General features: G+C 35.6%; 22 protein-coding genes and 1 tRNA gene. 15 read left to right on the forward strand and 8 right to left on the reverse strand.

From position 1 onward, the window contains the following. Positions 1-78: 78 nt before the first annotated feature. The gene (gene alaS / locus LPC20_RS00340; RefSeq protein ID WP_229325372.1) at positions 79-2715 is read right to left on the reverse strand and encodes an alanine--tRNA ligase; all 2637 of its coding nucleotides are present in this window, start codon (positions 2713-2715) and stop codon (positions 79-81) included. A gap of 196 nt (positions 2716-2911) precedes the next feature. Between alaS and LPC20_RS00345 the strand changes: the two genes are divergently transcribed. The 8 genes from LPC20_RS00345 (at position 2912) to LPC20_RS00375 (ending at position 9661) form a co-directional block, all read left to right on the forward strand. Next, positions 2912-3889, forward strand: coding sequence for a M23 family metallopeptidase (locus LPC20_RS00345; RefSeq protein ID WP_229325374.1), 978 nt, complete (start codon positions 2912-2914; stop codon positions 3887-3889). Beyond that, complete coding sequence (locus LPC20_RS00350) at positions 3889-4221, forward strand: MerR family transcriptional regulator (protein ID WP_229325376.1); 333 nt, start codon at positions 3889-3891, stop codon at positions 4219-4221. The genes LPC20_RS00345 and LPC20_RS00350 overlap by 1 nt, the downstream gene beginning before the upstream one ends. A 1-nt stretch (position 4222) precedes the next feature. Beyond that, positions 4223-4501, forward strand: coding sequence for a GldL-related protein (locus tag LPC20_RS10740; RefSeq protein ID WP_420827828.1), 279 nt, complete (start codon positions 4223-4225; stop codon positions 4499-4501). Between the two features lie 51 nt (positions 4502-4552). Then, positions 4553-5146, forward strand: a complete 594-nt coding sequence (locus LPC20_RS00355) for a LemA family protein (protein WP_229325378.1) — start codon at positions 4553-4555, stop codon at positions 5144-5146. A gap of 19 nt (positions 5147-5165) precedes the next feature. Next, on the forward strand, positions 5166-5603 hold the full coding sequence (locus LPC20_RS00360) for a TPM domain-containing protein (protein WP_229325380.1): 438 nt from the start codon (positions 5166-5168) through the stop codon (positions 5601-5603). Next, the gene (locus tag LPC20_RS00365) at positions 5603-6400 is read left to right on the forward strand and encodes a TPM domain-containing protein (protein WP_229325382.1); all 798 of its coding nucleotides are present in this window, start codon (positions 5603-5605) and stop codon (positions 6398-6400) included. Before LPC20_RS00360 ends, LPC20_RS00365 begins: the two co-directional genes overlap by 1 nt. Before the next feature lie 55 nt (positions 6401-6455). After that, positions 6456-6869, forward strand: a complete 414-nt coding sequence (locus LPC20_RS00370) for an RrF2 family transcriptional regulator (RefSeq protein WP_229325384.1) — start codon at positions 6456-6458, stop codon at positions 6867-6869. A gap of 221 nt (positions 6870-7090) precedes the next feature. Continuing rightward, positions 7091-9661, forward strand: a complete 2571-nt coding sequence (locus LPC20_RS00375) for a TonB-dependent receptor (RefSeq protein ID WP_229325386.1) — start codon at positions 7091-7093, stop codon at positions 9659-9661. A 41-nt stretch (positions 9662-9702) separates the two neighbouring features. On the opposite strand, the gene LPC20_RS00380 is transcribed toward LPC20_RS00375, so the two are convergent. From LPC20_RS00380 to era, 3 genes are all read right to left on the reverse strand, one after another. Continuing rightward, positions 9703-10494: an SDR family oxidoreductase gene (locus LPC20_RS00380; RefSeq protein WP_229325388.1), complete on the reverse strand. Its 792-nt coding sequence runs from the start codon at positions 10492-10494 to the stop codon at positions 9703-9705. A 161-nt stretch (positions 10495-10655) separates the two neighbouring features. Continuing rightward, on the reverse strand, positions 10656-11966 hold the full coding sequence (gene der / locus LPC20_RS00385; RefSeq protein ID WP_229325390.1) for a ribosome biogenesis GTPase Der: 1311 nt from the start codon (positions 11964-11966) through the stop codon (positions 10656-10658). 166 nt (positions 11967-12132) lie between these two features. Then, positions 12133-13014 carry a GTPase Era gene (gene era, locus LPC20_RS00390; protein ID WP_229325392.1) on the reverse strand — a complete coding sequence of 294 codons (882 nt, stop codon included), beginning with the start codon at positions 13012-13014 and terminating at the stop codon, positions 12133-12135. A 118-nt stretch (positions 13015-13132) separates the two neighbouring features. Here era and LPC20_RS00395 point away from each other — a divergent pair. From LPC20_RS00395 to LPC20_RS00415, 5 genes are all read left to right on the forward strand, one after another. Further along, a tRNA-Met gene (locus LPC20_RS00395) sits at positions 13133-13205 on the forward strand. A gap of 161 nt (positions 13206-13366) precedes the next feature. Further along, positions 13367-13888, forward strand: a complete 522-nt coding sequence (locus LPC20_RS00400) for a hypothetical protein (protein ID WP_229325394.1) — start codon at positions 13367-13369, stop codon at positions 13886-13888. Next, a complete protein-coding gene (locus LPC20_RS00405) occupies positions 13881-14570 on the forward strand; it encodes a nucleotidyl transferase AbiEii/AbiGii toxin family protein (RefSeq protein WP_229325396.1) in 690 nt (229 codons plus the stop codon). Before LPC20_RS00400 ends, LPC20_RS00405 begins: the two co-directional genes overlap by 8 nt. A gap of 343 nt (positions 14571-14913) precedes the next feature. Beyond that, the gene (locus LPC20_RS00410; RefSeq protein ID WP_229325398.1) at positions 14914-16032 is read left to right on the forward strand and encodes a vWA domain-containing protein; all 1119 of its coding nucleotides are present in this window, start codon (positions 14914-14916) and stop codon (positions 16030-16032) included. A gap of 16 nt (positions 16033-16048) precedes the next feature. Beyond that, entirely contained in the window at positions 16049-17518 is a 1470-nt protein-coding gene (locus tag LPC20_RS00415) for a magnesium chelatase ATPase subunit I (protein ID WP_229325400.1), read from the forward strand. A 149-nt stretch (positions 17519-17667) separates the two neighbouring features. On the opposite strand, the gene LPC20_RS00420 is transcribed toward LPC20_RS00415, so the two are convergent. Continuing rightward, positions 17668-17898: a YtxH domain-containing protein gene (locus LPC20_RS00420; protein WP_229325402.1), complete on the reverse strand. Its 231-nt coding sequence runs from the start codon at positions 17896-17898 to the stop codon at positions 17668-17670. A 17-nt stretch (positions 17899-17915) separates the two neighbouring features. Beyond that, entirely contained in the window at positions 17916-18074 is a 159-nt protein-coding gene (locus LPC20_RS00425; RefSeq protein ID WP_229325404.1) for a lmo0937 family membrane protein, read from the reverse strand. 172 nt (positions 18075-18246) lie between these two features. Here LPC20_RS00425 and LPC20_RS00430 point away from each other — a divergent pair, with 172 nt between their 5' ends. Continuing rightward, a complete protein-coding gene (locus tag LPC20_RS00430) occupies positions 18247-19398 on the forward strand; it encodes a peptidogalycan biosysnthesis protein (RefSeq protein ID WP_229325406.1) in 1152 nt (383 codons plus the stop codon). Positions 19399-19441: 43 nt separating this feature from the next. On the opposite strand, the gene LPC20_RS00435 is transcribed toward LPC20_RS00430, so the two are convergent. After that, entirely contained in the window at positions 19442-21349 is a 1908-nt protein-coding gene (locus tag LPC20_RS00435; protein WP_229325408.1) for an ABC-F family ATP-binding cassette domain-containing protein, read from the reverse strand. A 64-nt stretch (positions 21350-21413) separates the two neighbouring features. Here LPC20_RS00435 and LPC20_RS00440 point away from each other — a divergent pair, with 64 nt between their 5' ends. Next, positions 21414-21797 carry a DUF983 domain-containing protein gene (locus LPC20_RS00440; RefSeq protein WP_229325410.1) on the forward strand — a complete coding sequence of 128 codons (384 nt, stop codon included), beginning with the start codon at positions 21414-21416 and terminating at the stop codon, positions 21795-21797. 2 nt (positions 21798-21799) lie between these two features. On the opposite strand, the gene LPC20_RS00445 is transcribed toward LPC20_RS00440, so the two are convergent. After that, the gene (locus tag LPC20_RS00445; protein ID WP_229325412.1) at positions 21800-22849 is read right to left on the reverse strand and encodes an NAD(P)/FAD-dependent oxidoreductase; all 1050 of its coding nucleotides are present in this window, start codon (positions 22847-22849) and stop codon (positions 21800-21802) included. Positions 22850-22907: the final 58 nt, after the last annotated feature.

Here is a 22907-nt window from a genome sequence, read left to right on the forward strand (position 1 = left end):
ACTTCAACTATTCTACTTCATAACAAAGCCCTTAAAAAGAAGTACTTTAAAAGGGCTTAAATGAACTATTGTAGTATATTATTTTATGAAATCAACTGCTTTAGATAAAGCCTCAGCAATTCCAGCTACATTTTTTCCACCGGCAGTAGCAAAGAACGGCTGTCCTCCTCCTCCACCTTGAATAAATTTACCTAACTCACGAACTACTTGTCCGGCATTCAGGTTTTTAGCAGCTACTAATTCTTTCGAAATATAGCAAGTTAACATCGGTTTGTCTTCTTCGGCTGTAGCCAAAACTAAAAACAGATTAATACCTAAATTACCTAATTCGTAAGCCAAATCTTTAGCACCCTCTGGATTTAATTCGACTTGTGTAGCCAAGAATTGAACGCCATTTACTTCTTGTATTTGGGGAGCCAAACTCGCTTTCAAATGTTTCACTTTGTCTTTCATCAAAGCTTCAATTTGTTTTGCCAATTTCGCATTTTCGTCTTGCAAATTATGAACGGCTTTCAATATATCTTGAGGGTTTTTCAAAGCTCCTTTAATCTCATTCAAAGTAGTTTCATACGAAGCAAAATGCGCTTTTACAGCATCACTTGTAATCGCTTCAATACGACGGATACCTGCAGCCACCGCACCTTCAGATACAATTTTGAAATGCCAGATTTCAGCCGTGTTATTCACGTGGATTCCTCCACACAATTCCATACTTTCGCCAAATTTAATCGCACGAACGTTATCTCCATATTTCTCACCAAACAAGGCCATCGCACCTTCGTCTAAGGCTTGTTGAATTGGAATGCTTCTTCTTTCTATCAAAGGCAATTGCTCTTGAATACGAGCGTTAACAAAATCTTCTACCGCTTGCAATTCTTCGTCCGTCATTTTAGAAAAATGTGAAAAGTCAAAACGCAAGTAATTTGGGTTAACCAAAGATCCTTTTTGCTCCACATGCGTTCCTAAAATACTTCTCAAGGCTTGGTGCATCAAGTGCGTAGCCGAGTGATTGCGAGACGATAAAGTTCTCAAATCCGTATTTACTTTTGCCACAAAACTAGCCGTTACATTTTTGGGTAATTGCTTCGCCAAATGCAAAATCAAATTATTTTCTTTTTTGGTATCGATAATTACAATAGTCTCGTTAGCCGAAACTAAAGTTCCCTTATCTCCCACTTGTCCTCCGCCTTCTGGATAAAAAGGCGTAGCATCCAAAACGATTTGGTACAAAACCCCGTCTTTTTTACTATCAACTTTTCTGATTCTCGAAATTTTAACTTCATTTTCTGTTTGGTCGTAACCAACAAATTTCTCTACATTTCCAGGAATCAAAACCGACCAATCTTCGGTTGAAACTTCTGAAGCAGCACGGGAACGTGATTTTTGCTCCTGCATCGCTTTCTCAAAACCAGCTTCGTCTAATTGGTAGCCTCTTTCTCTTAATATCAAAGCCGTTAAGTCAATTGGGAATCCGAAAGTATCGTACAATTCAAACGCTTTTTCTCCTGAAATTTCAGTTCCAGCAGTTTGATTCATTACATTTTCCAATAACTGCAATCCTTGATCTAAGGTTCTTAAAAATGATGCTTCTTCTTCACGAATCACATTGGTAACCAAGGTTTGTTGCGATTTAATTTCAGGAAAAAATTCACTCATTTGGTTAGACAATACTGCAACCAACTCATAAATAAAAGGTTCTTTCGTATTTAAGAACGTAAATCCATAACGGATGGCACGACGTAAAATACGACGAATAACATAACCCGCACCTGTGTTTGATGGCAATTGACCATCCGCAATAGCGAAAGCTACAGCACGAACGTGATCTGCCACCACACGGATAGCAATGTTGGTTTTATTTTGTTCCTCTGAAACATCTTGAATTTCGTTGGATGTGTATTTTAAACCTGTAATTTGTTCTACTTTTTCAATTAACGGAGTGAAAACATCAGTATCGTAATTCGACGTTTTTCCTTGTAAGGCCATGCACAAACGCTCAAATCCCATTCCGGTATCAACGTGTTGCGCTGGTAATTTTTCTAAAGAACCATCCGCTTTACGGTTGAATTCCATAAATACATTGTTCCAAATTTCAACCACTTGTGGATGATCATTGTTCACCAAACTCTTACCAGAAACCAAAGCTTTCTTTTCTTCTGAACGCAAATCCACATGGATTTCAGAACAAGGTCCGCAAGGTCCTTGATCACCCATTTCCCAGAAATTGTCTTTTTTGTTTCCTAAAATGATACGGTCTTCATCAATCAATTCCTTCCATAAATCCCAAGCTTCTTGATCAAAAGGTACATTTTCGTCGGGGTTTCCTTCAAAAACAGAAACGTATAAGTTTTCTTTTGGAATTTTATACACCTCTGTCAATAATTCCCATGCCCAATTGATTGCGTCTTTCTTGAAATAATCTCCAAAAGACCAGTTCCCTAACATTTCGAACATAGTGTGGTGGTAGGTATCAAAACCTACATCCTCTAAATCGTTGTGCTTACCCGAAACACGAAGACATTTTTGCGTATCGGCAATTCGTTGGCTTTTTGGAGTTCCGTTACCTAAAAAGTACTCTTTGAACTGGGCCATCCCTGAGTTATTAAACATTAGGGTTGGATCGTCTTTGAGAACGATAGGTGCTGAAGGAACGATAAGATGTCCTTTACTTTGAAAAAAGTCCAAAAATTGTTTACGTACGTCTTGTGATTTCATTTGTTTATTGAAATTATTATTTGAAATTAAAATCAAATTGGTCGTTCTTTACTATTTCAGTAAGAGCTCCAATTAAGTTAATATTCAAAACTCGAATTGTTATTTTATTCCTAAAAAGTAAAAGAACCTATGAAACATTTATTAAATTTGTTCGACTAACTTTGTTAAGAAGTGCAAAAATAGGGTATTTTAAAATATGTCGAAAGTAAAATATTATTACGATTCTGAAAATCTAGCATATCGAAAAATAAAAACTAAAAAAACTAAGAAATTTGGGTTTTTTATACTGTTTTTGTTGGCTTCAGCATTGTTTGGTTTTTTAAGTTTCGTTATTTTATTAAACACACCTTATTTTGAAACTCCCAAAGATCGATTACAAGCAAGAGAAATTGACAATTTAAAATTGAATTATTCAATTTTAAATAAAAAAATTGACGAGTTAAATGCAGTTGCAGCTGCCATAGAAGAAAGAGACAATACTATTTATAGAACGTATTTTAATACCGCACCTATTTCTGATGAGGAGAGAAAATCGGGTATGAAATCAAAAAATAGGTATGCTGAATTGGAAGGGTATGACAACTCAAAATTAGTACAGAAAACAACTCAACGAATCGATATTTTAACCAAAGCATTAGCAGTGCAGTCGAAATCGCTGGATGAAATAGTACAACTTGCCAAGGCAAAAAATAATTTACTAAGTGCCATTCCAGCTATTCAGCCGGTAAAAAATGAAAATTTGAAGCGCATAGCATCTGGATTTGGTTACCGTTCGGATCCTTTTACTAAAGCAAGAAAAATGCACGAAGGGATGGACTTCACAGCCAAAACAGGAACTCCAATTTATGCCACGGGTGATGGTGTAATAGCTCGAGCTGACAACACCGCTTCGGGATTTGGAAATCATATTGTGATTCGGCACGGTTACGGCTATCAAACCTTATATGCGCATTTGAGCAAATACAAAGCGCGCAGAGGTCAAAGAGTAAAAAGAGGAGATATTATAGGGTATGTAGGAAGCACTGGTCGATCGGAAGCGCCACACTTACACTATGAAGTACACAAGAACAACAGAGTAGTAAATCCGCTCAATTTTTATTATGGAAACATTTCAGCAGTGGAATATGTTGCCATTTCTAAATTAGCTAATCAAGAAAATCAATCGTTAGATTAATGCACATCAATTTATCAGCAGACAAAAGGTATTATAGCATTGGCGAAGTCGCTAAAGCTTTTGGAGTAAATGCATCACTTATTCGTTTTTGGGATAGCGAATTCGACATTTTAAAGCCGAAAAAAAATGCCAAAGGCAATCGAATGTTTACCCCTGAAGATGTGAAAAATCTTCAATTAATTTTTCATTTGGTCAAAGAAAGAGGCTTCACTTTAGAAGGTGCCAAAACACATTTGAAAGAAGGTCAAAAGAAAACTTTAGATAAATTTGATATTATTACTAAACTAGAAGGAATTAAATTGGAATTAATTAACATAAAAAACCATCTATAAAATGGAAAACAAGCAAATTTTAAATATCAGTTTACTGTTTTCAGTAATAATTGTAATTGTTGGAACGCTATTCAAAATATTGCATTACCCATATTCTCAATTATTTTTAGCTTCAGGATTCATTGCAATGCTTGTTTTTTGTTTTGTAGCTATCTCTGAAATAAGATCTTCAACCAAAATTAATCAATCGGAAAAATTCATGTGGATCTTCGGATTAATTTTTATTAGCAGTATTACAAGTTTGGTATACATTTTGTCAGCTAGAAAGAGAATCGTTTAAAATTAATAATAAAACAAATAAATTAACAATCAACCTTAAATTAAATTAAAAATGGACTTCAAAAAATTCTTACCTTGGATTATAGTGGCTGTACTAGTTATTGGGCTTTTCAGCTGGGTAAAAGGAATCAACAACACAGCGGTAACATATGAGCAAGACATTAATGAGTCTTGGGGAAATGTACAAACGGCCTATCAAAGAAGAAATGACTTAATTGGCAACTTAGTAAATACGGTAAAAGGTGCAGCTGAGTTTGAAAAAAGTACATTGACTGCCGTTATTTCAGCGAGAGCTAAAGCGACTTCAATTACTGTTGACCCAACTAATGTAAGTCCTGCGCAATTGGCAGCCTTCAACTCAGCACAAAGCGGTGTGAGTAGTTCTTTGTCTAAATTATTAGTTTCAGTGGAAAAATATCCTGACTTGAAAGCGAATGAAAATTTCTTGAAATTACAAGACGAATTAGCAAGCACGGAAAATCAAATTTTAACGGCTAGAACACGTTTCAACGAAGCGGTAAAGCCGTATAATACACATATCAAAACGTTCCCAAATTCTCTTTTTGCAGGGATGTTTGGGTTTAAAGAAAAACCTTATTTTGAAGCTGCTGTTGGAGCTGACAAACCGGTAGAAGTAAAATTCTAATTCTAAACAATAACTCCCTATGCAACCAGATACTATTTTTTTAACCAAAGAAGACGAAAACGAAATTGTTGAAGCCATTCGTTTGGCCGAAAAAAATACTTCTGGCGAAATACGAGTTCACATAGAACAAACGACTTCCAAAGCGCCTTTTGATAGGGCTTTGGAAGTTTTTTATGAATTAAAAATGAATGAAACGCAATTACAAAACGGCGTTTTGATTTATTTGGCTATAGCCGACAAAAAATTTGTCATTTGCGGAGATAAAGGAATTAATGAGGTGGTAGCTACTGATTTTTGGGACAGTACCAAAGAAATTATGGCAGCTCAATTCAAACAAGGGCAATTCAAACAAGGATTAATTGACGGAATTGCGAAAGCAGGCGAACAATTGAAAACCTATTTCCCTTGGCAAACTGACGACACTAACGAATTATCAAACGAAATCTCAAAAGGATAATGAAAGCATTTTTAACTACCCCCTTTTTTAAAGTATTCGTTTGTTTATTCATAACGCAAATAGGTTGGGCGCAATTTACCATTCCTAAAAAACCCCAATTTCAAACTTCGGTCTATGACTATGCCAAAGTGCTAAGCGAGACAGAAAAATCACAATTAGAAGAAAAACTAATACGTTATTCTGATTCTACCACTACCCAAATTATCATTGTTACCATTGAAAGTTTGAAAGGCGAAGACGTGAGCCAATTAGCTACCAACTGGGCGCAAACTTGGGGAATCGGTCAAGCCAAAGAAGACAATGGTGTCATTATTTTATTAGCAAAAGCCGAAAAGAAAATAGCCATCAATCCTGGTTATGGTTTGGAAGATCGATTAACCGCAGGAACTGGTGGTGAAATCATTCGAAATATCATCATTCCCGAATTCAAAGCGGGAAGTTATTTCAATGGTCTAGACAAAGGTACCGATGCCATTATTGATGTTTTTAAAGGCAAGTACAAAGGAACACGAAAACAAAAGAAAGGCGAAGATTTTCCAATACTTCCATTTATAGTTATCATAGTTATTGTCTTAATCTTATTCTCAAGAAATAAAAAAGGAGGAGGCAATTCAGGTGGATCAGGCGGTTTTGGCGGAGGCCCGAGTTTTTTAGACATTCTCGTTTTAAGCAGCTTAGCTAGCGGCAACAGAGGCGGTTTCGGAGGTTCATCAGGTGGTGGATTTGGTGGCGGAGGCTTCGGAGGAGGTTTTGGCGGAGGCGGATTCTCTGGCGGAGGTTCTAGTGGAAGTTGGTAATTTATTTTGATTTCTAATCAATTGCCAACTATATTTGTACCAATAACTGTATTAGATGCTTTCACACAAAACCAAATACGCACTTAAAGCTTTGTTATTTCTTGCTCAACAAGAGCCTGGATATATTGCGCGTACCATTGAAATTGCAGATACAGCTGCTATACCAAAAAAGTTTTTAGAGCAAATTTTATTGGATTTAAAACGAGCTCATTTGGTTGGTAGTAAACAAGGAAAATTTGGTGGATATTACTTAATTAAATCCTCAAATGAAATTACTATGGCTGATATTCATCGATTATTTGATGGCGCTATAGCATTACTCCCATGCGCTTCTTTGAATTTTTATGAACCTTGTTCCGATTGTAAAAGTGAGTCAGAATGTGGCTTAAGGCACGGTTTAATTGCTATTCGAGAAGAAACTTTAAAAGCTATGCAAGGCATTACTATAGCTTCTTTAGTAAAAAAATAAAAAATATTTTTTTAAACTCTACTAATTTTATAGAATTAATTATACATTTGCATCCGAATTAAAAATTATATTCGTTTATGAAAAGTGTTATCCTACTAATAAGTAAGAAAAAAATCAGAAAATATCAAAGTAACCTAATCTATTCTAACAATTATATGTGCTTAAGCTAGTACAAAAAAAAATATTTTAAAACTCGACTATTTACATATAATTAAAATACAATGAAAACCAATACTTTACAAAACTTAATTTCAAGTCTTATTTTACTAATTACCACTACTCTTTTTGGGCAAGCTGATGTAGAAGGAATAGTGAAAGATAAAAACAACCAACCTTTAGAATTAGCCAATGTACTGATTAAAGGTACGAAGTATAATACCGTATCAGATGCCAATGGAAAATTCACTATTGACACACGTGAACGATTACCTTTTACTTTAATTGTTCAATATGTGGGACACCAAACCGCTGAGGTTCGATTTACATCATTACCAACTAGTCCCATTGAAATCATTTTGAAAAGTGAAAATCAATTGAATGATGTGGTCATCACATCTAGACGTCGAATTGAAAAAGCACAAAATGTACCTATTCCAATTTCTGTTGTCGGCGGTAGACAAGCAGAGCAAGCAGGTGCTTTCAATGTGAATCGTTTGAAAGAACTAGTACCGTCTGTTCAATTGTATTCTTCCAATCCAAGAAATACAAGCATCAATATTAGGGGACTTGGTTCGACGTTCGGACTGACAAATGACGGAATTGATCCTGGCGTAGGATTCTATGTAGACGGAGTGTATTATGCACGTCCTGCTGCAACCACCCTTGATTTTGTTGATGTGGATCAAATTGAGGTTCTACGAGGACCACAAGGAACACTTTTTGGTAAAAACACTACTGCTGGTGCTTTTAATATTACTAGTAGAAAAGCAAGTTTTACATCAGGTGCCAACTTTGAATTGAGCTATGGAAATTACGGTTTCATTCAGGCTAAAGCATCTATTACGGGCGCTTTAAGTAAAAAAATTGCCGCTAGATTATCTTTTTCAGGTACACAACGTGATGGATTATTGGAAAACGTAGTAACCGGAAAATCGGTTAACGATTTAAACAACCAAGGAATACGAGGCCAATTGTTGTTTACTCCAACTGAGAATACGGATATTACATTTGCAGTAGATTATTCAAAACAAAGACCCGATGGGTATGCGCAAGTAGTTGCAGGAGTGGTACAAACTAACAGAGCTGCTTACCGCCAATTCAATAACATCATCAGTTCGTTAGGCTATAGTTTACCAAGTACTAATCCGTTTGACAGAAAAATCGATCACGATACACCATGGCGTTCTGGGCAGGATTTAGGTGGTGCCTCTTTGAACATTAATAGTAAAATTGGAAATGGAAAATTAACAGCCACCTCAGCTTGGCGTTTCTGGAATTGGGATCCGTCAAACGATAGAGATTTTACAGGATTGTCTGTATTACGTTTGTCGCAAGCTACTTCAAAACACCAACAATGGTCACAAGAAATTCGCTATGCAGGAACATTTTTACCCAAAGTAACAGGAGTTATAGGTGTTTTTGGAATTGGACAAGATTTAAAAACAGATCCGTATCATATTGAAGAATCAGGTTCAGCACAATGGCGTTTCTCACAAGATTCAACAGATCCGCTTTGGCAAACCGCTGGTTTATTTAATGGCTATGGAATCAAAACTAAATCTACTTTAAATACTGTGAGTGGAGCTATTTTTGGTCAAACTGATTGGGAGATTACGGATAAGTTACACTTGTTAACTGGTTTGCGTTATAACTATGATTCGAAAAAAATTGATTATAGTAGAACTACGTACGGCGGACTTCAAACAACAAATACTGCATTATTAGCCTTAAAGAAAAAAGTATATTCTGATCAAGCCTTTAAAGTGGATGTAGAAGACACTAACTTTTCAGGCAACCTAACTTTAGCGTACAAAGTATCAGAGAAAATCAACACTTTTGCCACTTTTGCCAATAGTTACAAACCAGTAGGAATCAACTTGGGTGGAATTCCATCAGACGCAAACGGTCCAATTATAGCATTGGCTAAAATAAAACCAGAAAAAGTAAATCATTATGAAATTGGAATTAAATCAACACCTTTTAACAACACTACAATCAACTTGACTGTTTTTAATACCGATATTGACAACTACCAAACCTTAGTGCAAAGTGAAGACCCTACATTAAACCGTGGATATCTTGCTAATGCAGAAAAAGTAAGAGTTCGTGGATTTGAAGCCGATTCAAGAATCACTATCAGCCAATATTTATCGTTCAATGCGGCATTAACCTATAATGAAGGGCACTATGTTAGTTTCAAAAACGCACCTTTACCTTTAGAAGAAACAGGTTTGAAAGTGAATGGGGTTTCTGTTTTTTCCAAAGATGTTTCGGGGGGTCAATTACCAGGTATTTCAAAATGGATTGGCTCTCTTGGAGGAGATTTGTCTAAAGAAGGTCAATTTTTCGGAAACCAAGGACGATTCTTTTTAGCAATTGATTCGTATTCAAGATCTAGCTTTTCATCCAGTGCCACTCCTTCAAAATATTTGAATATCCAAGGGTATAGTATCTTTAACGGACGAATTGGATTTAGAGCCTCAGAAGGGTTGTCTGTGTACCTATGGGGTAGAAATCTATTGGACAAAAACTATTTTGAACAGTTGTTGCCAGCCTCAGGAAATGCAGGACATTATGCCGGAGTATTGGGAGATCAAAGAACCTTCGGACTCACACTTCGTTATAATTTATAATATAACAAAAAGTGCTACTCTAGAGTAGCACTTTTTATTTATTATCGAACTTTACTTTTAACAACTAGTTTATGTAAATACTTCGGTAAAAAACGTTTCAAATAGACTCCTAATATCTCGTTTTTAGCAATATAAACTTCAAATTTCTTTTGTTCTATCGCTCGAATCATTTTGGGTATGAATTCAGACAATTCCATTCCGTTTTCAGTTGATTCACTATTTTTAGCCTGAGGACTACCATCGGCGGTTAAGGCATTAATCGCTACATTAGTTTGAACAAATCCTGGACAAACTAGAGTCACCTCTATACCATCTTTTTCGTGTTCCATGCGCAATACATCAAAATAACCGTGCAAAGCGTGTTTTGCTGCACAATAGCCAGAACGATATGGTGCTCCAAATTTTCCCATCAAACTAGTAACCGTTACATAATGACCCGACTGATTTTTTATAAAATGAGGTAAAAGTGCCTTGGTCAATGCAATGGTTCCAAAATAATCCACATCCATAATTCTTCTATCAACGTTGAAATCCGTTTCAGCAATTAAAGACCGTTGACTAATTCCACCATTATTTATTAGAATATCTACTTTACCAAAAAAAGAAATGGCTTTTTCAACAACCGCAGGAGCATTTTGATAATCTAATAAATCAAAGGGCAAAACCGCAATTTGGACTAAAGGAAGACGCTCTTTAATTGCATTTAAAGCGGTTTCATTTCGTGCAGAAATAATTAACGATAGGGATGATTGGTTAGCTAATGCAACTGTTAAAGCCTCACCTATTCCGCTCGAAGCTCCCGTAATCCAAATGACTTTGTTGTTAAAACTCATTTTATTTTTTTTATAAAATTAAGAATTAATATTTAATCATAATTAACTATTTCAATGTAATAAAACGACCCTATATATAATTATTGTTTAATTATTGAATATTTATTATTGAGAAAACTTGTTATACATAAAAAAAAGTCCCGATTTTTCGGGACTTTTTTTTATTTCTCTCTGATATAAATATCGATTGGCACTCCGGAGAAGTCCCATTTTTCTCTGATTTTGTTTTCCAAATACCTTTTGTACGGTTCTTTTACATATTGAGGTAAGTTAGCAAAGAATACAAACTGCGGCGTTTGCGTTGGCAATTGCATGCAATATTTAATTTTTACATATTTTCCTTTAGTAGCTGGTGGCGGATAGGCTTCTACCACTTTCAACATGAATTCGTTGAATTTAGAAGTAGGAATACGTTGTTGTCTATTTTCATATACTTGAACCGTAGCTTCTAATGCTTTTAACAAACGTTGTTTAGTCAAAGCCGAAACAAAAAGAATAGGCACATCCGTAAACGGCATTAATTCTTTTCTAATTTTTTCTTCGTAATCGCGTGTAGACATGGTGTCTTTTTCAACCAAATCCCATTTGTTTACTAATATCACAACTCCTTTACGGTTTTTCTCAGCCAACCAAAAAATACTTTGATCCTGTCCTTCAAATCCGCGAGTAGCATCGATAATTAAGATACAAACATCGGCATGTTCAATGGCTCTTACCGAGCGCATCACCGAATAAAATTCTAAATCTTCTTTTACTTTCGCTTTACGACGAATTCCAGCGGTATCCACTAAGTTAAATTCAAAACCAAAACGGTCAAATTTAGTATCAATGGCATCACGAGTCGTTCCTGCAATATCAGTTACAATGTATCGGTCTTGACCAATTAACGCATTGATAAAACTTGATTTACCTGCATTTGGACGACCTACTACAGCAAAACGAGGTAATACAATTTCTTCTCCTGTTGGTTCTGGTTTGATTGGAAACGCATCAATTAAGGCGTCCAATAAATCTCCTGTTCCACTTCCAGATATACTGGCAAATGTATAATAATCTCCTAAACCTAGGTTGTAAAATTCGATAGCATCTTTTTCGCGCATTGCATTATCCACCTTATTCACGGCTAATAATACAGGCTTAGTTACTTTTCGAAGCAATTTGGCTACTGCATCATCCATTGGCGTAATGCCTTCTTCGACATCCACCACAAAAATGATTACATCAGCCTCATCAATAGCTAACTCGACTTGTTTGCGGATTTCTCCTTCAAAAATATCATCCGATCCACGAACATATCCACCTGTATCAATAACAGAAAACTCTTTTCCATTCCATTCACTTTTTCCATAATTTCGGTCACGGGTTACCCCCGAAACTGAATCTACGATAGCTTCTCTTCTTTGGATTAATCGGTTAAAAAGGGTCGATTTTCCTACATTAGGTCTTCCTACTATGGCTACTATGTTATTCATAATCTAATTTGAAATATTTTGCAAAGGTACGCTATTATTTTATATGCTACTATGGTGGTGCGTGAAGGATAGTAGTGGAAATCCTTTTTAAGTTGACTGAGGTTCTCGAAGGCAACTTAAAAAGATTGAAACGGATAGCCTGACCCTTGTGGTCACGCCAAAAAAATTATTGGTTGTACCCAAAACGTTTCAACATATTGGCATTGCTTCGCCAATTTTTATTGACTTTGACATACAATTCGATGTGGATTTGTTTGCCAAAAAACTTCTCTAAATCGGCACGGGAATCCATTCCTACTTTTTTCAAAGCAGCGCCTTTGTGACCAATGATAATTCCTTTTTGGGTATCGCGTTCCACCATAATCAAAGAACGAATGCGAATGATGTTCTCATCTTCAAAGAATTCTTCGGTTACGATTTCAACCGCATACGGAATCTCTTTGCTGTAATTCAACAAGATTTTCTCACGAATGGTTTCGTTCACAAAGAAACGTTCCGGTTTATCGGTCAATTGGTCTTTTGGATAATAGGCTGGCGATTCTGGAAGCAATTCAATGATGCGTCCAAAAACTTCGGGTACATTGAAATTTTGCAAAGCTGAAATCGGGAAAATTTCTGCGTTAGGCACTTTCGCCGTCCAAAAAGCGACTTGCTCTTCCAGTTGTTCTTGATTCGAATTATCGATTTTGTTCAACAACAATAATACTGGAATTTTGGCGTGGATGATTTTATTAAAAAAGGCATCGTCTTTTAATTCTTGTTCGCCAATTTCGACCATATAAATCAAAATATCTGCATCTTCAAAAGCCGACTTCACAAAGTTCATCATCGATTCCTGCATTTCATAAGCGGGTTTGATGATTCCAGGTGTGTCTGACAAAACCAATTGAAAATCTTCTCCATTAACAATACCTAAAATTCTGTGACGTGTCGTTTGCGCTTTAGAGGTGATAATAGATAACCTTTCGCCAACGAAAGCGTTCATTAAGGTTGATTTTCCTACGTTTGGATTTCCAATGATGTTTACAAAACCTGCTTTGTGTGCCATTTACTGCTTTTTATTTTTTGCAAAGGTAGTTATATCAAGCTAATAGAAGAAATAAAAGATTTTTTAATTTTTTTTGTTGCAATAGTCAAATTTGGTTGTATATTTGCACTCGAAACATCGCGGGATAGAGCAGTAGGCAGCTCGTCGGGCTCATAACCCGAAGGTCACAGGTTCGAGTCCTGTTCCCGCTACGAGTTGAACCAAAAACCTCAAGAGATCTTGAGGTTTTTTTGTATGTGTTATTTTAGGCTATATTTTATATCGTATATCGCAATATGAAATATAATAGTATAAATTATTGTTAAACATCAAACAAATTTGTAATATTGCATATCGCAATATGAAATACGCTATGATACAAACTAAAAATAATCTCAAACCGCAAGACGTAGTAATTCTATTGAAAATTATAGCTCTAGGGGAAAAACCTTGGTTCCACCATACAATTGCAAACGAATTAGGAATTAGTCAATCCGAGGTAAGTCAATCTCTAAATCGTTCTAAATATTCAGGATTGATTGATGGAGAAAGAAAAAAAGTAAACAAATTAGCATTTACAGAATTTTTACTTCATGGGGTTACTTATGCGTTCCCTCAACAACCTGGAGCTATGGTAAGAGGAATAGCAACAGCGCATTCCGCCGCACCTTTAAATAAAATAATTGTTGCAACTGAAAAATACGTTTGGCCTTACGCTAAAGGCTCAGACAGAGGTCAAGCAGTTGAGCCACTATACAGTTCTGTAGTAGAAGCTATAAAAAACGATACTGAATTATATGAATTACTTACTTTAGTAGACGCAATACGTGTTGGGAAAATTCGTGAAAAAGAATTAGCAAAAAAAGAACTAGAAAAAAGAATATTAGATGCATAATAAAGTCATAAACCTTGCTTTGGTTGCACAAGTAGCTAAAGGATTGAAAGAATTAAAAGATAAAATGGTCTTTATAGGCGGGGCAGTAATTAGTTTATATACGGATGATCCATCTGCTGATGAAATTCGTCCTACCTCTGATATTGATATGACCATAAACTTAGCGAACTATGCCGAATGGGCAAAAATGCAAGAACGTTTGGCAGAACTTAACTTTTATCCCGACCCACAAGGTCAATCAATTTGCTCCTATAAATACCATGATATAGCTATTGATATTATGCCAGCTGAAGATAGTAGTATAGGAATTTCAAATAAATGGTATAAACCAGGTTTCAAAAACTTACAGAAAGTACAACTTGAAGAAAATGTTGATATCAAAATTTTACCAGCACCTTATTTCCTTGCAACAAAACTAGAAGCGTTCAAAGACAGAGGGAAAAATGATTTTTATGGTAGTCATGATTTTGAAGATATTATTTATCTAATTGACAACAGAACTAGAATCGTTTGCGAAATTCTGGAAGCAGATGAAGAAGTAAAACAATTTATTAAAAGGGAGTTAACCGCCATTAAAAACAACAAACAATCTGATGAAATTTTAGCAATGCATATCCACCCTTTAATCAGAGAGGAACGTTTTAAAATCTTAAAAGAAAAAATTGATAATATATTAAGCTAAATGAAGTTCAATATTTTTTTATGGACTCAAATAAAGCCAAAAACTTGTCTATTTCATCAACTATCAGTTCGATTGTTTTGTCTGAATTTACTACTAGTCGTACCAATGACCTCAAGAGAAATCTTGAGGTTTTTTTATAGACTCAAATAAGTCTATAAAATCTTCCATTTCGTCAACTAAGGATTCGATTTTTTGGTCTGAATAGTCTACTAAGACAAAACCTCAAAAGCAATTTTGAGGTTTTTTTTATGCCTTTAATTACCGATTTAGAAATCTTGCTTTTAACTAAAAATTAATAGTCGTTGTATTTTATTCTGTGGAATAAACTTTAATTTTAACGATTATGAAAAAGAATAGTACAAAAGGTTTTTTCTTCAAGCCCTACGAAGCTCCCTTTGAGACTCCGTTTGAAAAGCTGTTTAAAATTTTCAAGGAATTAATCACACATACCTCTGGCGATTTTGATGAAGCTATTGATTGGTTGCGCCAATTGGATGTAGAATACAAACTAACTGATGCCAACTATACGATTGATGATTTTGTAGAAGATTTAAAAAAGAAAGGCTATATCAAAGAAGAAGTCGATGGAGACGGCAACTCGGGTACTAAAATCACCGCCAAAACGGAACGCGCGATTCGCCAACAAGCCTTAGATCAAATTTTCGGTAACCTAAAGCAATCCAAAACAGGAAGTCATAATACCAAATCATCAGGAAAAGGCGACGAACAAACTGGAGAATTCAGAGAATACCGCTTTGGAGATGGATTGGAAAACATATCGATAACCGAGAGTTTACGCAATGCGCAAATCAACAACGGCCTTGACGAATTCAAACTCACCGAGAACGATTTGATTGTGGAAGAATCCAAATTCAAAGCACAAATGAGTACCGTATTGATGATTGACATCAGTCATAGTATGATTTTGTATGGCGAAGACCGAATTACTCCTGCTAAAAAAGTCGCCATGGCATTGGCTGAGTTAATCACTACGCGCTACCCAAAAGACACCATTGACATATTAGTCTTTGGGAATGATGCTTGGCCAATTAAAATTAAAGATTTGCCGTATTTGCAAGTGGGTCCTTACCATACCAATACGGTTGCTGGATTGCAATTGGCAATGGATATCCTGCGCAGAAAACGAAATACCAACAAACAAATTTTCATGATCACTGACGGGAAACCAAGTTGTGTAAGAGAGAAAAACGGCGACTATTACATGAACAGCAATGGATTGGATCCGTACATTACAGAGCAATGCTACAATCAAGCGGCTCAGGCAAGAAAATTGCATATTCCTATTACCACTTTTATGATTGCGAATGATCCTTACTTACAACAATTTGTAAATCAGTTTACCGAAGCCAACCAAGGAAAAGCGTTTTATACCGGCTTAAAAGGTTTGGGAGAAATGATTTTTGAAGATTACGAAACCAACCGAAAAAAGAAAATTAATTAGACAACTGAACAGCAATATGACAATAGACAACATCAATACCTTAGGCGAATTAAAACGCTACGGCTACCAATCGAAAAACATAAAAGACGAATTACGAGACAACCTTCGCAACAAAATTAAAGCTGGAGAAGCGGCTTTTGAAGGTGTTCACGGATTTGAAAACACCGTAATTCCAGAATTGGAACGTGCCATTTTGTCGAGACATAATATTAATTTATTAGGACTACGTGGTCAAGCCAAAACACGCATGGCACGTAAAATGATTGAATTGCTGGACGAATATATTCCAGTGGTGGCAGGTTCAGAAATTAATGACGATCCTTTGAATCCTCTTTCTCGTTTTGCCAAAGATCTCATTGCCGAAAAAGGTGACGCTACTCCTATTCAATGGCTGCATCGTTCGGAACGATTTTTCGAAAAACTAGCTACTCCAGATGTTACCGTAGCAGATCTTATTGGTGATATTGACCCTATCAAAGCGGCAACTTTAAAACTCTCTTATGCTGATGATCGTGTGATTCATTTTGGAATGATTCCGAGAGCCAATCGCTGTATTTTTGTTATCAATGAATTACCTGATTTACAAGCGCGCATTCAGGTAGCCTTGTTCAATATTCTACAAGAAGGTGATATTCAAATACGAGGGTTTAAATTGAGATTAGCATTAGATTTACAATTTATTTTTACTGCAAATCCTGAAGATTACACCAATCGTGGAAGTATCGTAACTCCGCTTAAAGATAGAATTGGTTCCCAAATTCTGACGCATTATCCAGAAACAATCGCCATTGCGCGAACGATTACCCAACAAGAAGCAAAATTGCTTAGCCAACAATCAGAAACAATTCACGTGCCGTCCTTAGCGAAAGATCTATTAGAACAAATTAGTTTTGAAGCCAGAGAAAGTGAATTCATTGATAGTAAAAGTGGCGTGAGTGCTCGTTTAAGCATCACTGCATATGAAACATTATTGAGTACAGCAGAACGCAGAGCACTACAATCAGGTACAGAAACGACTACCGTTCGATTATCTGATTTTATGGGAATCATTCCGGCTATTACTGGAAAAGTAGAATTGGTCTACGAAGGAGAACAAGAGGGAGCTGCAGCTGTTGCCCAGCATTTAATTGGCGATGCGATTCACACTTTCTTTCCTGCTTTTTTTCCAAAAATTGAAAAACTGGAACGCGATGTGGAGTCAAGTCCGTATGCGCAACTACTAGAATGGTTTTTTGCCGAAACCGGTTTTGAATTATTGGACAATGCCTCAGATGAAGAGTATCAAAAAACTTTAGACGCTATTCTACCATTGAATGATTTAATTGAGAAATACCAAGCTGATTTCCCAAAAGAAGATCGCTACTTTTTAAAAGAATTTATTTTATGGGGATTGGTTGAATACGATAAATTAAGCAAAGACCGCTTTGAAAAAGGCTACCAAATAAAAGACTTGTATAGTAATTACATCAACAAATTGAATAGTTAAAATAATTCAACCATACTGGTTATTAAGTACAAAATAAAAACCCTCAAGAAAACTCTTGAGGGTTTTTTACATCTAACACAAATAGGTACATCTAAACCAATAGATCTAGTATTTGTATCAAATACAATTCCACTTAACGACAATTACAATTAAAGACTAGAATTTGCACTATGAGCATCTGTCAATAAAGAGTCGTATTGTTCCGAAACTCCATGAACTAAATCTTCTATTTTTGACTGCAATTCATCCTTATAAGCCGTAGCTTTATTCATTACTTTTTTTCTGGTTTTAGATCCTTTAGCTGGTGCAAATAAAACTCCCACTAAGGACCCGATAGCAACTCCTGCTATTACACCTACTACTACTTTGTTTGATTCCATGATTATAATGTATTAAATTAACTTTTATATTTATTTCCTTGAATAAATCGCAATAAGAAAGAGATTATGGCAATAACCAAAAGAGCGTGTATCAAACCACCTACTCCGTATCCTAAAAACCCAATAATCCATAATAATATAAGCACTAAGGCTAAAATGTATAAAAAATTTCCCATGATATTTTACTAGTTTGCTGTTCAACTAAATTAAAAGTAACTCCTATTTTCAAGAATAGAAATCTATTTCGTTAAACAAACATGATTATCCGATTATATTCAAAAAAGAAGTATTTAAATCGGATATTTTTTAGTTCTTAATTAGTATTTTTGAAAAAATATCTCTTTCCTTTTGAAAAGTAATTATTCGTATCAAATCTATTCCTCCACTAATCAACTTCCTGAAAAATGGAACGAATTAGCTGTTACTACAATTTTTTTATCGAGAGAGTACCTTAGCATTCTTGAAAAATCTGCTCCTGCTAATATGAGCTGCCAATTTATAGGTTTATTTGAGAACGAAAATTTAGTTGGGATAGCCGTTTCTCAATTTTTAGATTTGAACCAATTGGAATCTTTTGGAGATCGAGATCAATGCATCAAATCATCCCTTCGTAATATTGCCTTTAAGAATTTCTGTTCCCATATATTATTAATAGGCAACAATACCTTAACAGGACAAAACGCTTTTATAATTTCGGAAAACGCCAACGAAACTGAGGTTTTAAAAACTTTAAAGAAAGCTGTCTTAGCGCTCAAAGAAATTTTCAAAAAAAGAGGAACGAAAGTACATCTATGTTCGTTAAAAGATTTTTTCGAAAACGAATTACCTCTTTTTGAAATACCAGAATTTGATCCCTATTTGCGTTTTACTACCCAACCTAATATGCTTTTTTCGGTGCGTGACCAATGGAAAACTGAAGAAGATTATGTAGCAGCCTTATCCAAAAAATACCGGGACCAATACAAACGTGCTAGAAAAAAAGCTGCTGGATTAACCAAAAGACAATTGTCTTTAGAAGAAATTATTGCGCAAGAAGAAGTAATCTATGATTTGTATTACCATGTAGCCCAAAGTGCGCCTTTCAATACCTTTTTTCTGCCTAAAAATCATTTTGCGGTTTTCAAAGAACAACTTCAAGAAAACTTTTTGTTCTATGGGTATTTTGAAAACGAAAAATTAATTGGATTTAATACCCTAATCAAAAACGGAAGTGATTTAGATACTTATTTTTTAGGCTATGACGACAGCGTTCAAAGAGAAAAAATGCTGTATTTAAATATGTTGTACGATATGATTGGCTATGCCATCAAAGAGCAATTTAAGACTATTATTTTTGCCCGAACAGCACTTGAAATTAAAAGTTCGGTTGGCGCAACTCCTTTGAAAATGTATGGCATGATGCGCCACGACAACAAATTCATCAACAGACGTTTGGATTTCTTTTTTCGCTATTTAGAGCCAGAAACGATTTGGAAAGAGCGCCATCCTTTTCAGGATTAAATTTTGTTTTGCCACAAAGACGCTAAGCCCCAAACAAATTGAACTACAAATTATCAATCTCTTCCTGAACGATTTCCCAATCCAAAAGCAATTGATCTAAGTCGGCTTTCTTTTTATTATAAGCAGTAAAGAATGAAGCGTCTTCAATATGTTTGTCGTAATTTGACGCTAACATTTTATCGTCGTGTTGAATGTCTTTTTCCAATTGCTGGATTTGGCTTTCAATCTTACTTAATTTATTTTGAAGTGTTTTTCCTTTTTTCTGGTCTTCGTAGGATACTTTTTTGTTTTCTTTAGGAGCCTCTTTTTTAGCGATGTCTTTTTTCTCGACTTCACGCATGTTTTCTAAATTGCGTTGCTCCAAGAAATAGTTGATGTCTCCCAAATATTCTTTTATTTTTTGATCTTTGAATTCGTACACAATATTTGACATCCCTTGCAAGAAATCCCTATCATGAGAAACCAACAATAAGGTTCCTCCAAATTTTTGCAAAGCGGCCTTCAACACATTCTTCGATTTGATATCCAAGTGGTTCGTTGGCTCATCCATCAACAACACGTTAATCGGTTGCAACAACAATTTACATAACGCTAAACGGTTTCTTTCACCTCCAGAAAGCACTTTTACCTTCTTTTCTACATCATCACCACGAAACAAGAAAGAACCCAACATATCGCGTACTTTAGAGCGATTCGTATCCATAGCGGCATCTTCCATCGTCTGAAGTAAAGTAATTTCTCCATCCAAATACTCCGCTTGATTTTGAGCAAAATAACCCAACTGCACATTATGTCCCAATTTAATGGTGCCTTCGTATTCAAACTCATTTACAATCGCCTTAATAAAAGTCGATTTTCCTTGTCCGTTTTGCCCAACAAAAGCAATTTTACTTCCGCGTTCAACGAGTAAATTAATATCTTTTAGAATCGTTTTATCTCCGTAGCTTTTAGTCACATTCTCTGCCTCTACTACTACTCTACCAGGCTCTTTCGAAACCGGAAAAGAAATATTCATCACAGAATTATCATCTTCGTCCACCTCAATACGTTCTACTTTATCCAATTTTTTAATTAAGGATTGCGCCATTGACGCTTTGGATGCTTTGGCACGGAACTTCTCAATTAGTTTTTCCGTTTCTTCAATTTTTTTGGCTTGATTTTTTTGGGTAGCCAATTGCTTTTCGCGAATTTCATGACGTAATTCCAAATACTGCGAATACGGTTTATTGAAATCGTAGGCTTTCCCTAACGAAATTTCGATGGTTCTATTGGTCACATTGTCCAAAAACATTTTGTCGTGCGAAACAATTACCACCACACCAGGAAAATTGCGTAAAAATCCTTCTAGCCAAATGATACTCTCAATATCCAAGTGATTCGTTGGCTCATCAAGTAGTAAAATATCATTGGATTGCAATAATAATTTAGCCAACTCAATACGCATTCTCCAACCTCCAGAGAAAGTTTCAGTTTGATTATTGAAAACCTCTCTTTTAAATCCTAAACCCAACAGAATTTTTTCGGTATCGCCCACATAATTGTAGCCGCCTAACAATTCAAATCGGTGCGTATAGTCAGATAAATCTTCAATAATCTGGGAGTATTCTTCACTTTCATAATCGGTTCGAGTAACCAATTGATGATTGATTTCTTCTAGCTTTTTTTCTACAATTTTAATTTCGGTGAACGCTTCGTAGGCTTCTTCCAAAACCGTTCTTCCTTGTTCAAAGTCAATATCTTGACGCAGAAAACCCATTCGAATTTCTTTCTCTTGGGCGATACTTCCTGAATCTGGAGCAAAATCGCGTGCTAAAATTTTTAGCATGGTCGACTTTCCAGCGCCATTTTTACCTACAAGACCAACTCGGTCTCCGGCACCAAGGCGAAAAGTAACTTCTTCAAATAAATAAGAACCTCCGAATGAAACGGATAAATTGTGAATATTAAGCATAGTTTGTGACTAATGTTACATTGGTACTTTTAAAATAATGTACCTTTGTTAAAAATTTTTGCAAATGTTAAAAAAAGGATCCAAACTAAATAGTATTTTAACAGGAAGTTGTCCTAAATGTCAAAATGAAAGCATGTATGTGGATAAAAATCCGCTACATCTTGGAAAAGTCCTCAAAATGAATGAAAATTGCAGCCATTGCGGTTTGAAATATCAAATTGAACCTTCTTTCTTTTATGGCGCTATGTATGTCAGTTATGCTTTGAATGTAGCGGTAGGTGTTGCGGCATTTATTATAGCAAATGTGTTTTTAAGCTTGGACCTAGTGCAAAGTTTTTTCGCCATCATTGGAATGGTAGTACTAGCATTCCCATTTGTGGTGCGTTGGGCAAGAAATATCTACATTAATATGTTTATTTCATATGATCCAAACGCAGCTAAGCAATAAATCTACTTATTTTTATTAGCAAATCGCTGAATATCAATTTCCTTAACCAAAGGGATTTGATGTTCAATTGCATTGTATAAGGCGTCTGCCATGGCCGGCCCAAGCATTACCCCTCGGGTACCTAAACCATTCAGCAGGTGTATTCTTTTATGAACGGCATGTGTTCCTACTAGCGGTCTTCGATCTCTAACAGTTGGGCGCACTCCAGCAAAATGAGATACAATCTCAAAATCACAATCAATAATTTCTTGAATTCGCGCTACCAATTCCGTTTTACCTTCCTCAGTGGGTAAATCGGTTTTGTCTTTCCAATTGTAAGTAGCACCCACCTTGAATAAATCATTGCCTAATGGCAAAATAAAGACGCTGGTGTTTAGAATTACATCCAAATCCAGTCCAGGAGCTTTAATGATAAACAGCTCTCCTTTGGTACCGTCTATTGGCAAATGATTGAAATACGGATTAAGGTGTAGTCCAAAACCTTCTGCAAAAATGATATGCTTGGATTTAATGTCTTTGTAGATACAACAGTTGTCTTCGAAATTAATAGCAGTATAATCGAATGATTCTTGTCGAAACCGATCAGTATCAACCAAATAATTTCTATACGATTCTAATAATGAAGCCGTATCAACATAACCCGTATGCAAAACTTCACCATAACCAAATGGAGCAGTAATGCCTTTGTATTCTTTGAAATGCAAATCTGAAGAAAGAAAAGGGGTTAAGTTTGGTTTGTCAGAAGCCGAAAACCAATTGTTCTGTTCCTCTATTGAAAAAAACTTCCTTAGAATAGGCTTTTTGAAATCAAATTGTCGATCAATTTTAGAATTTAATTGCGCATAAAAAGCATTCATAGTTAGCAACTGAGATTGCGCTTCCCAAACTTCACTAAAACGCTTTAAAATGACTGGATTGTACAAACCTCCGGCAACTTTGGAAGAGCTTTGCGAATCGTTATCGATAACCAATATCGTTTTATTGTGCTGCAAGGCTTTTTCGGCAAAAGAAATTCCTGCCAATCCACAACCCACAATTAAATAATCAATCATACTCCAATTTTGAATGCTACAAAGTAAATGCTAAAAAGAAAAAACTCCTACCTTTCGG

This window comes from Flavobacterium ammonificans, assembly GCF_020886115.1.
GTDB lineage: Bacteria > Bacteroidota > Bacteroidia > Flavobacteriales > Flavobacteriaceae > Flavobacterium > Flavobacterium ammonificans.

Bases quoted from the DNA above. Each gene is read 5' to 3' on its own strand.
- alaS (WP_229325372.1), bottom strand. From the start codon at position 2,715: ATGAAATCACAAGACGTACGTAAACAATTTTTGGACTTTTTTCAAAGT.
- LPC20_RS00345 (WP_229325374.1), top strand. From the start codon at position 2,912: ATGTCGAAAGTAAAATATTATTACGATTCTGAAAATCTAGCATATCGA.
- LPC20_RS00350 (WP_229325376.1), top strand. From the start codon at position 3,889: ATGCACATCAATTTATCAGCAGACAAAAGGTATTATAGCATTGGCGAA.
- LPC20_RS10740 (WP_420827828.1), top strand. From the start codon at position 4,223: ATGGAAAACAAGCAAATTTTAAATATCAGTTTACTGTTTTCAGTAATA.
- LPC20_RS00355 (WP_229325378.1), top strand. From the start codon at position 4,553: ATGGACTTCAAAAAATTCTTACCTTGGATTATAGTGGCTGTACTAGTT.
- LPC20_RS00360 (WP_229325380.1), top strand. From the start codon at position 5,166: ATGCAACCAGATACTATTTTTTTAACCAAAGAAGACGAAAACGAAATT.
- LPC20_RS00365 (WP_229325382.1), top strand. From the start codon at position 5,603: ATGAAAGCATTTTTAACTACCCCCTTTTTTAAAGTATTCGTTTGTTTA.
- LPC20_RS00370 (WP_229325384.1), top strand. From the start codon at position 6,456: ATGCTTTCACACAAAACCAAATACGCACTTAAAGCTTTGTTATTTCTT.
- LPC20_RS00375 (WP_229325386.1), top strand. From the start codon at position 7,091: ATGAAAACCAATACTTTACAAAACTTAATTTCAAGTCTTATTTTACTA.
- LPC20_RS00380 (WP_229325388.1), bottom strand. From the start codon at position 10,494: ATGAGTTTTAACAACAAAGTCATTTGGATTACGGGAGCTTCGAGCGGA.
- der (WP_229325390.1), bottom strand. From the start codon at position 11,966: ATGAATAACATAGTAGCCATAGTAGGAAGACCTAATGTAGGAAAATCG.
- era (WP_229325392.1), bottom strand. From the start codon at position 13,014: ATGGCACACAAAGCAGGTTTTGTAAACATCATTGGAAATCCAAACGTA.
- LPC20_RS00400 (WP_229325394.1), top strand. From the start codon at position 13,367: ATGATACAAACTAAAAATAATCTCAAACCGCAAGACGTAGTAATTCTA.
- LPC20_RS00405 (WP_229325396.1), top strand. From the start codon at position 13,881: ATGCATAATAAAGTCATAAACCTTGCTTTGGTTGCACAAGTAGCTAAA.
- LPC20_RS00410 (WP_229325398.1), top strand. From the start codon at position 14,914: ATGAAAAAGAATAGTACAAAAGGTTTTTTCTTCAAGCCCTACGAAGCT.
- LPC20_RS00415 (WP_229325400.1), top strand. From the start codon at position 16,049: ATGACAATAGACAACATCAATACCTTAGGCGAATTAAAACGCTACGGC.
- LPC20_RS00420 (WP_229325402.1), bottom strand. From the start codon at position 17,898: ATGGAATCAAACAAAGTAGTAGTAGGTGTAATAGCAGGAGTTGCTATC.
- LPC20_RS00425 (WP_229325404.1), bottom strand. From the start codon at position 18,074: ATGGGAAATTTTTTATACATTTTAGCCTTAGTGCTTATATTATTATGG.
- LPC20_RS00435 (WP_229325408.1), bottom strand. From the start codon at position 21,349: ATGCTTAATATTCACAATTTATCCGTTTCATTCGGAGGTTCTTATTTA.
- LPC20_RS00440 (WP_229325410.1), top strand. From the start codon at position 21,414: ATGTTAAAAAAAGGATCCAAACTAAATAGTATTTTAACAGGAAGTTGT.
- LPC20_RS00445 (WP_229325412.1), bottom strand. From the start codon at position 22,849: ATGATTGATTATTTAATTGTGGGTTGTGGATTGGCAGGAATTTCTTTT.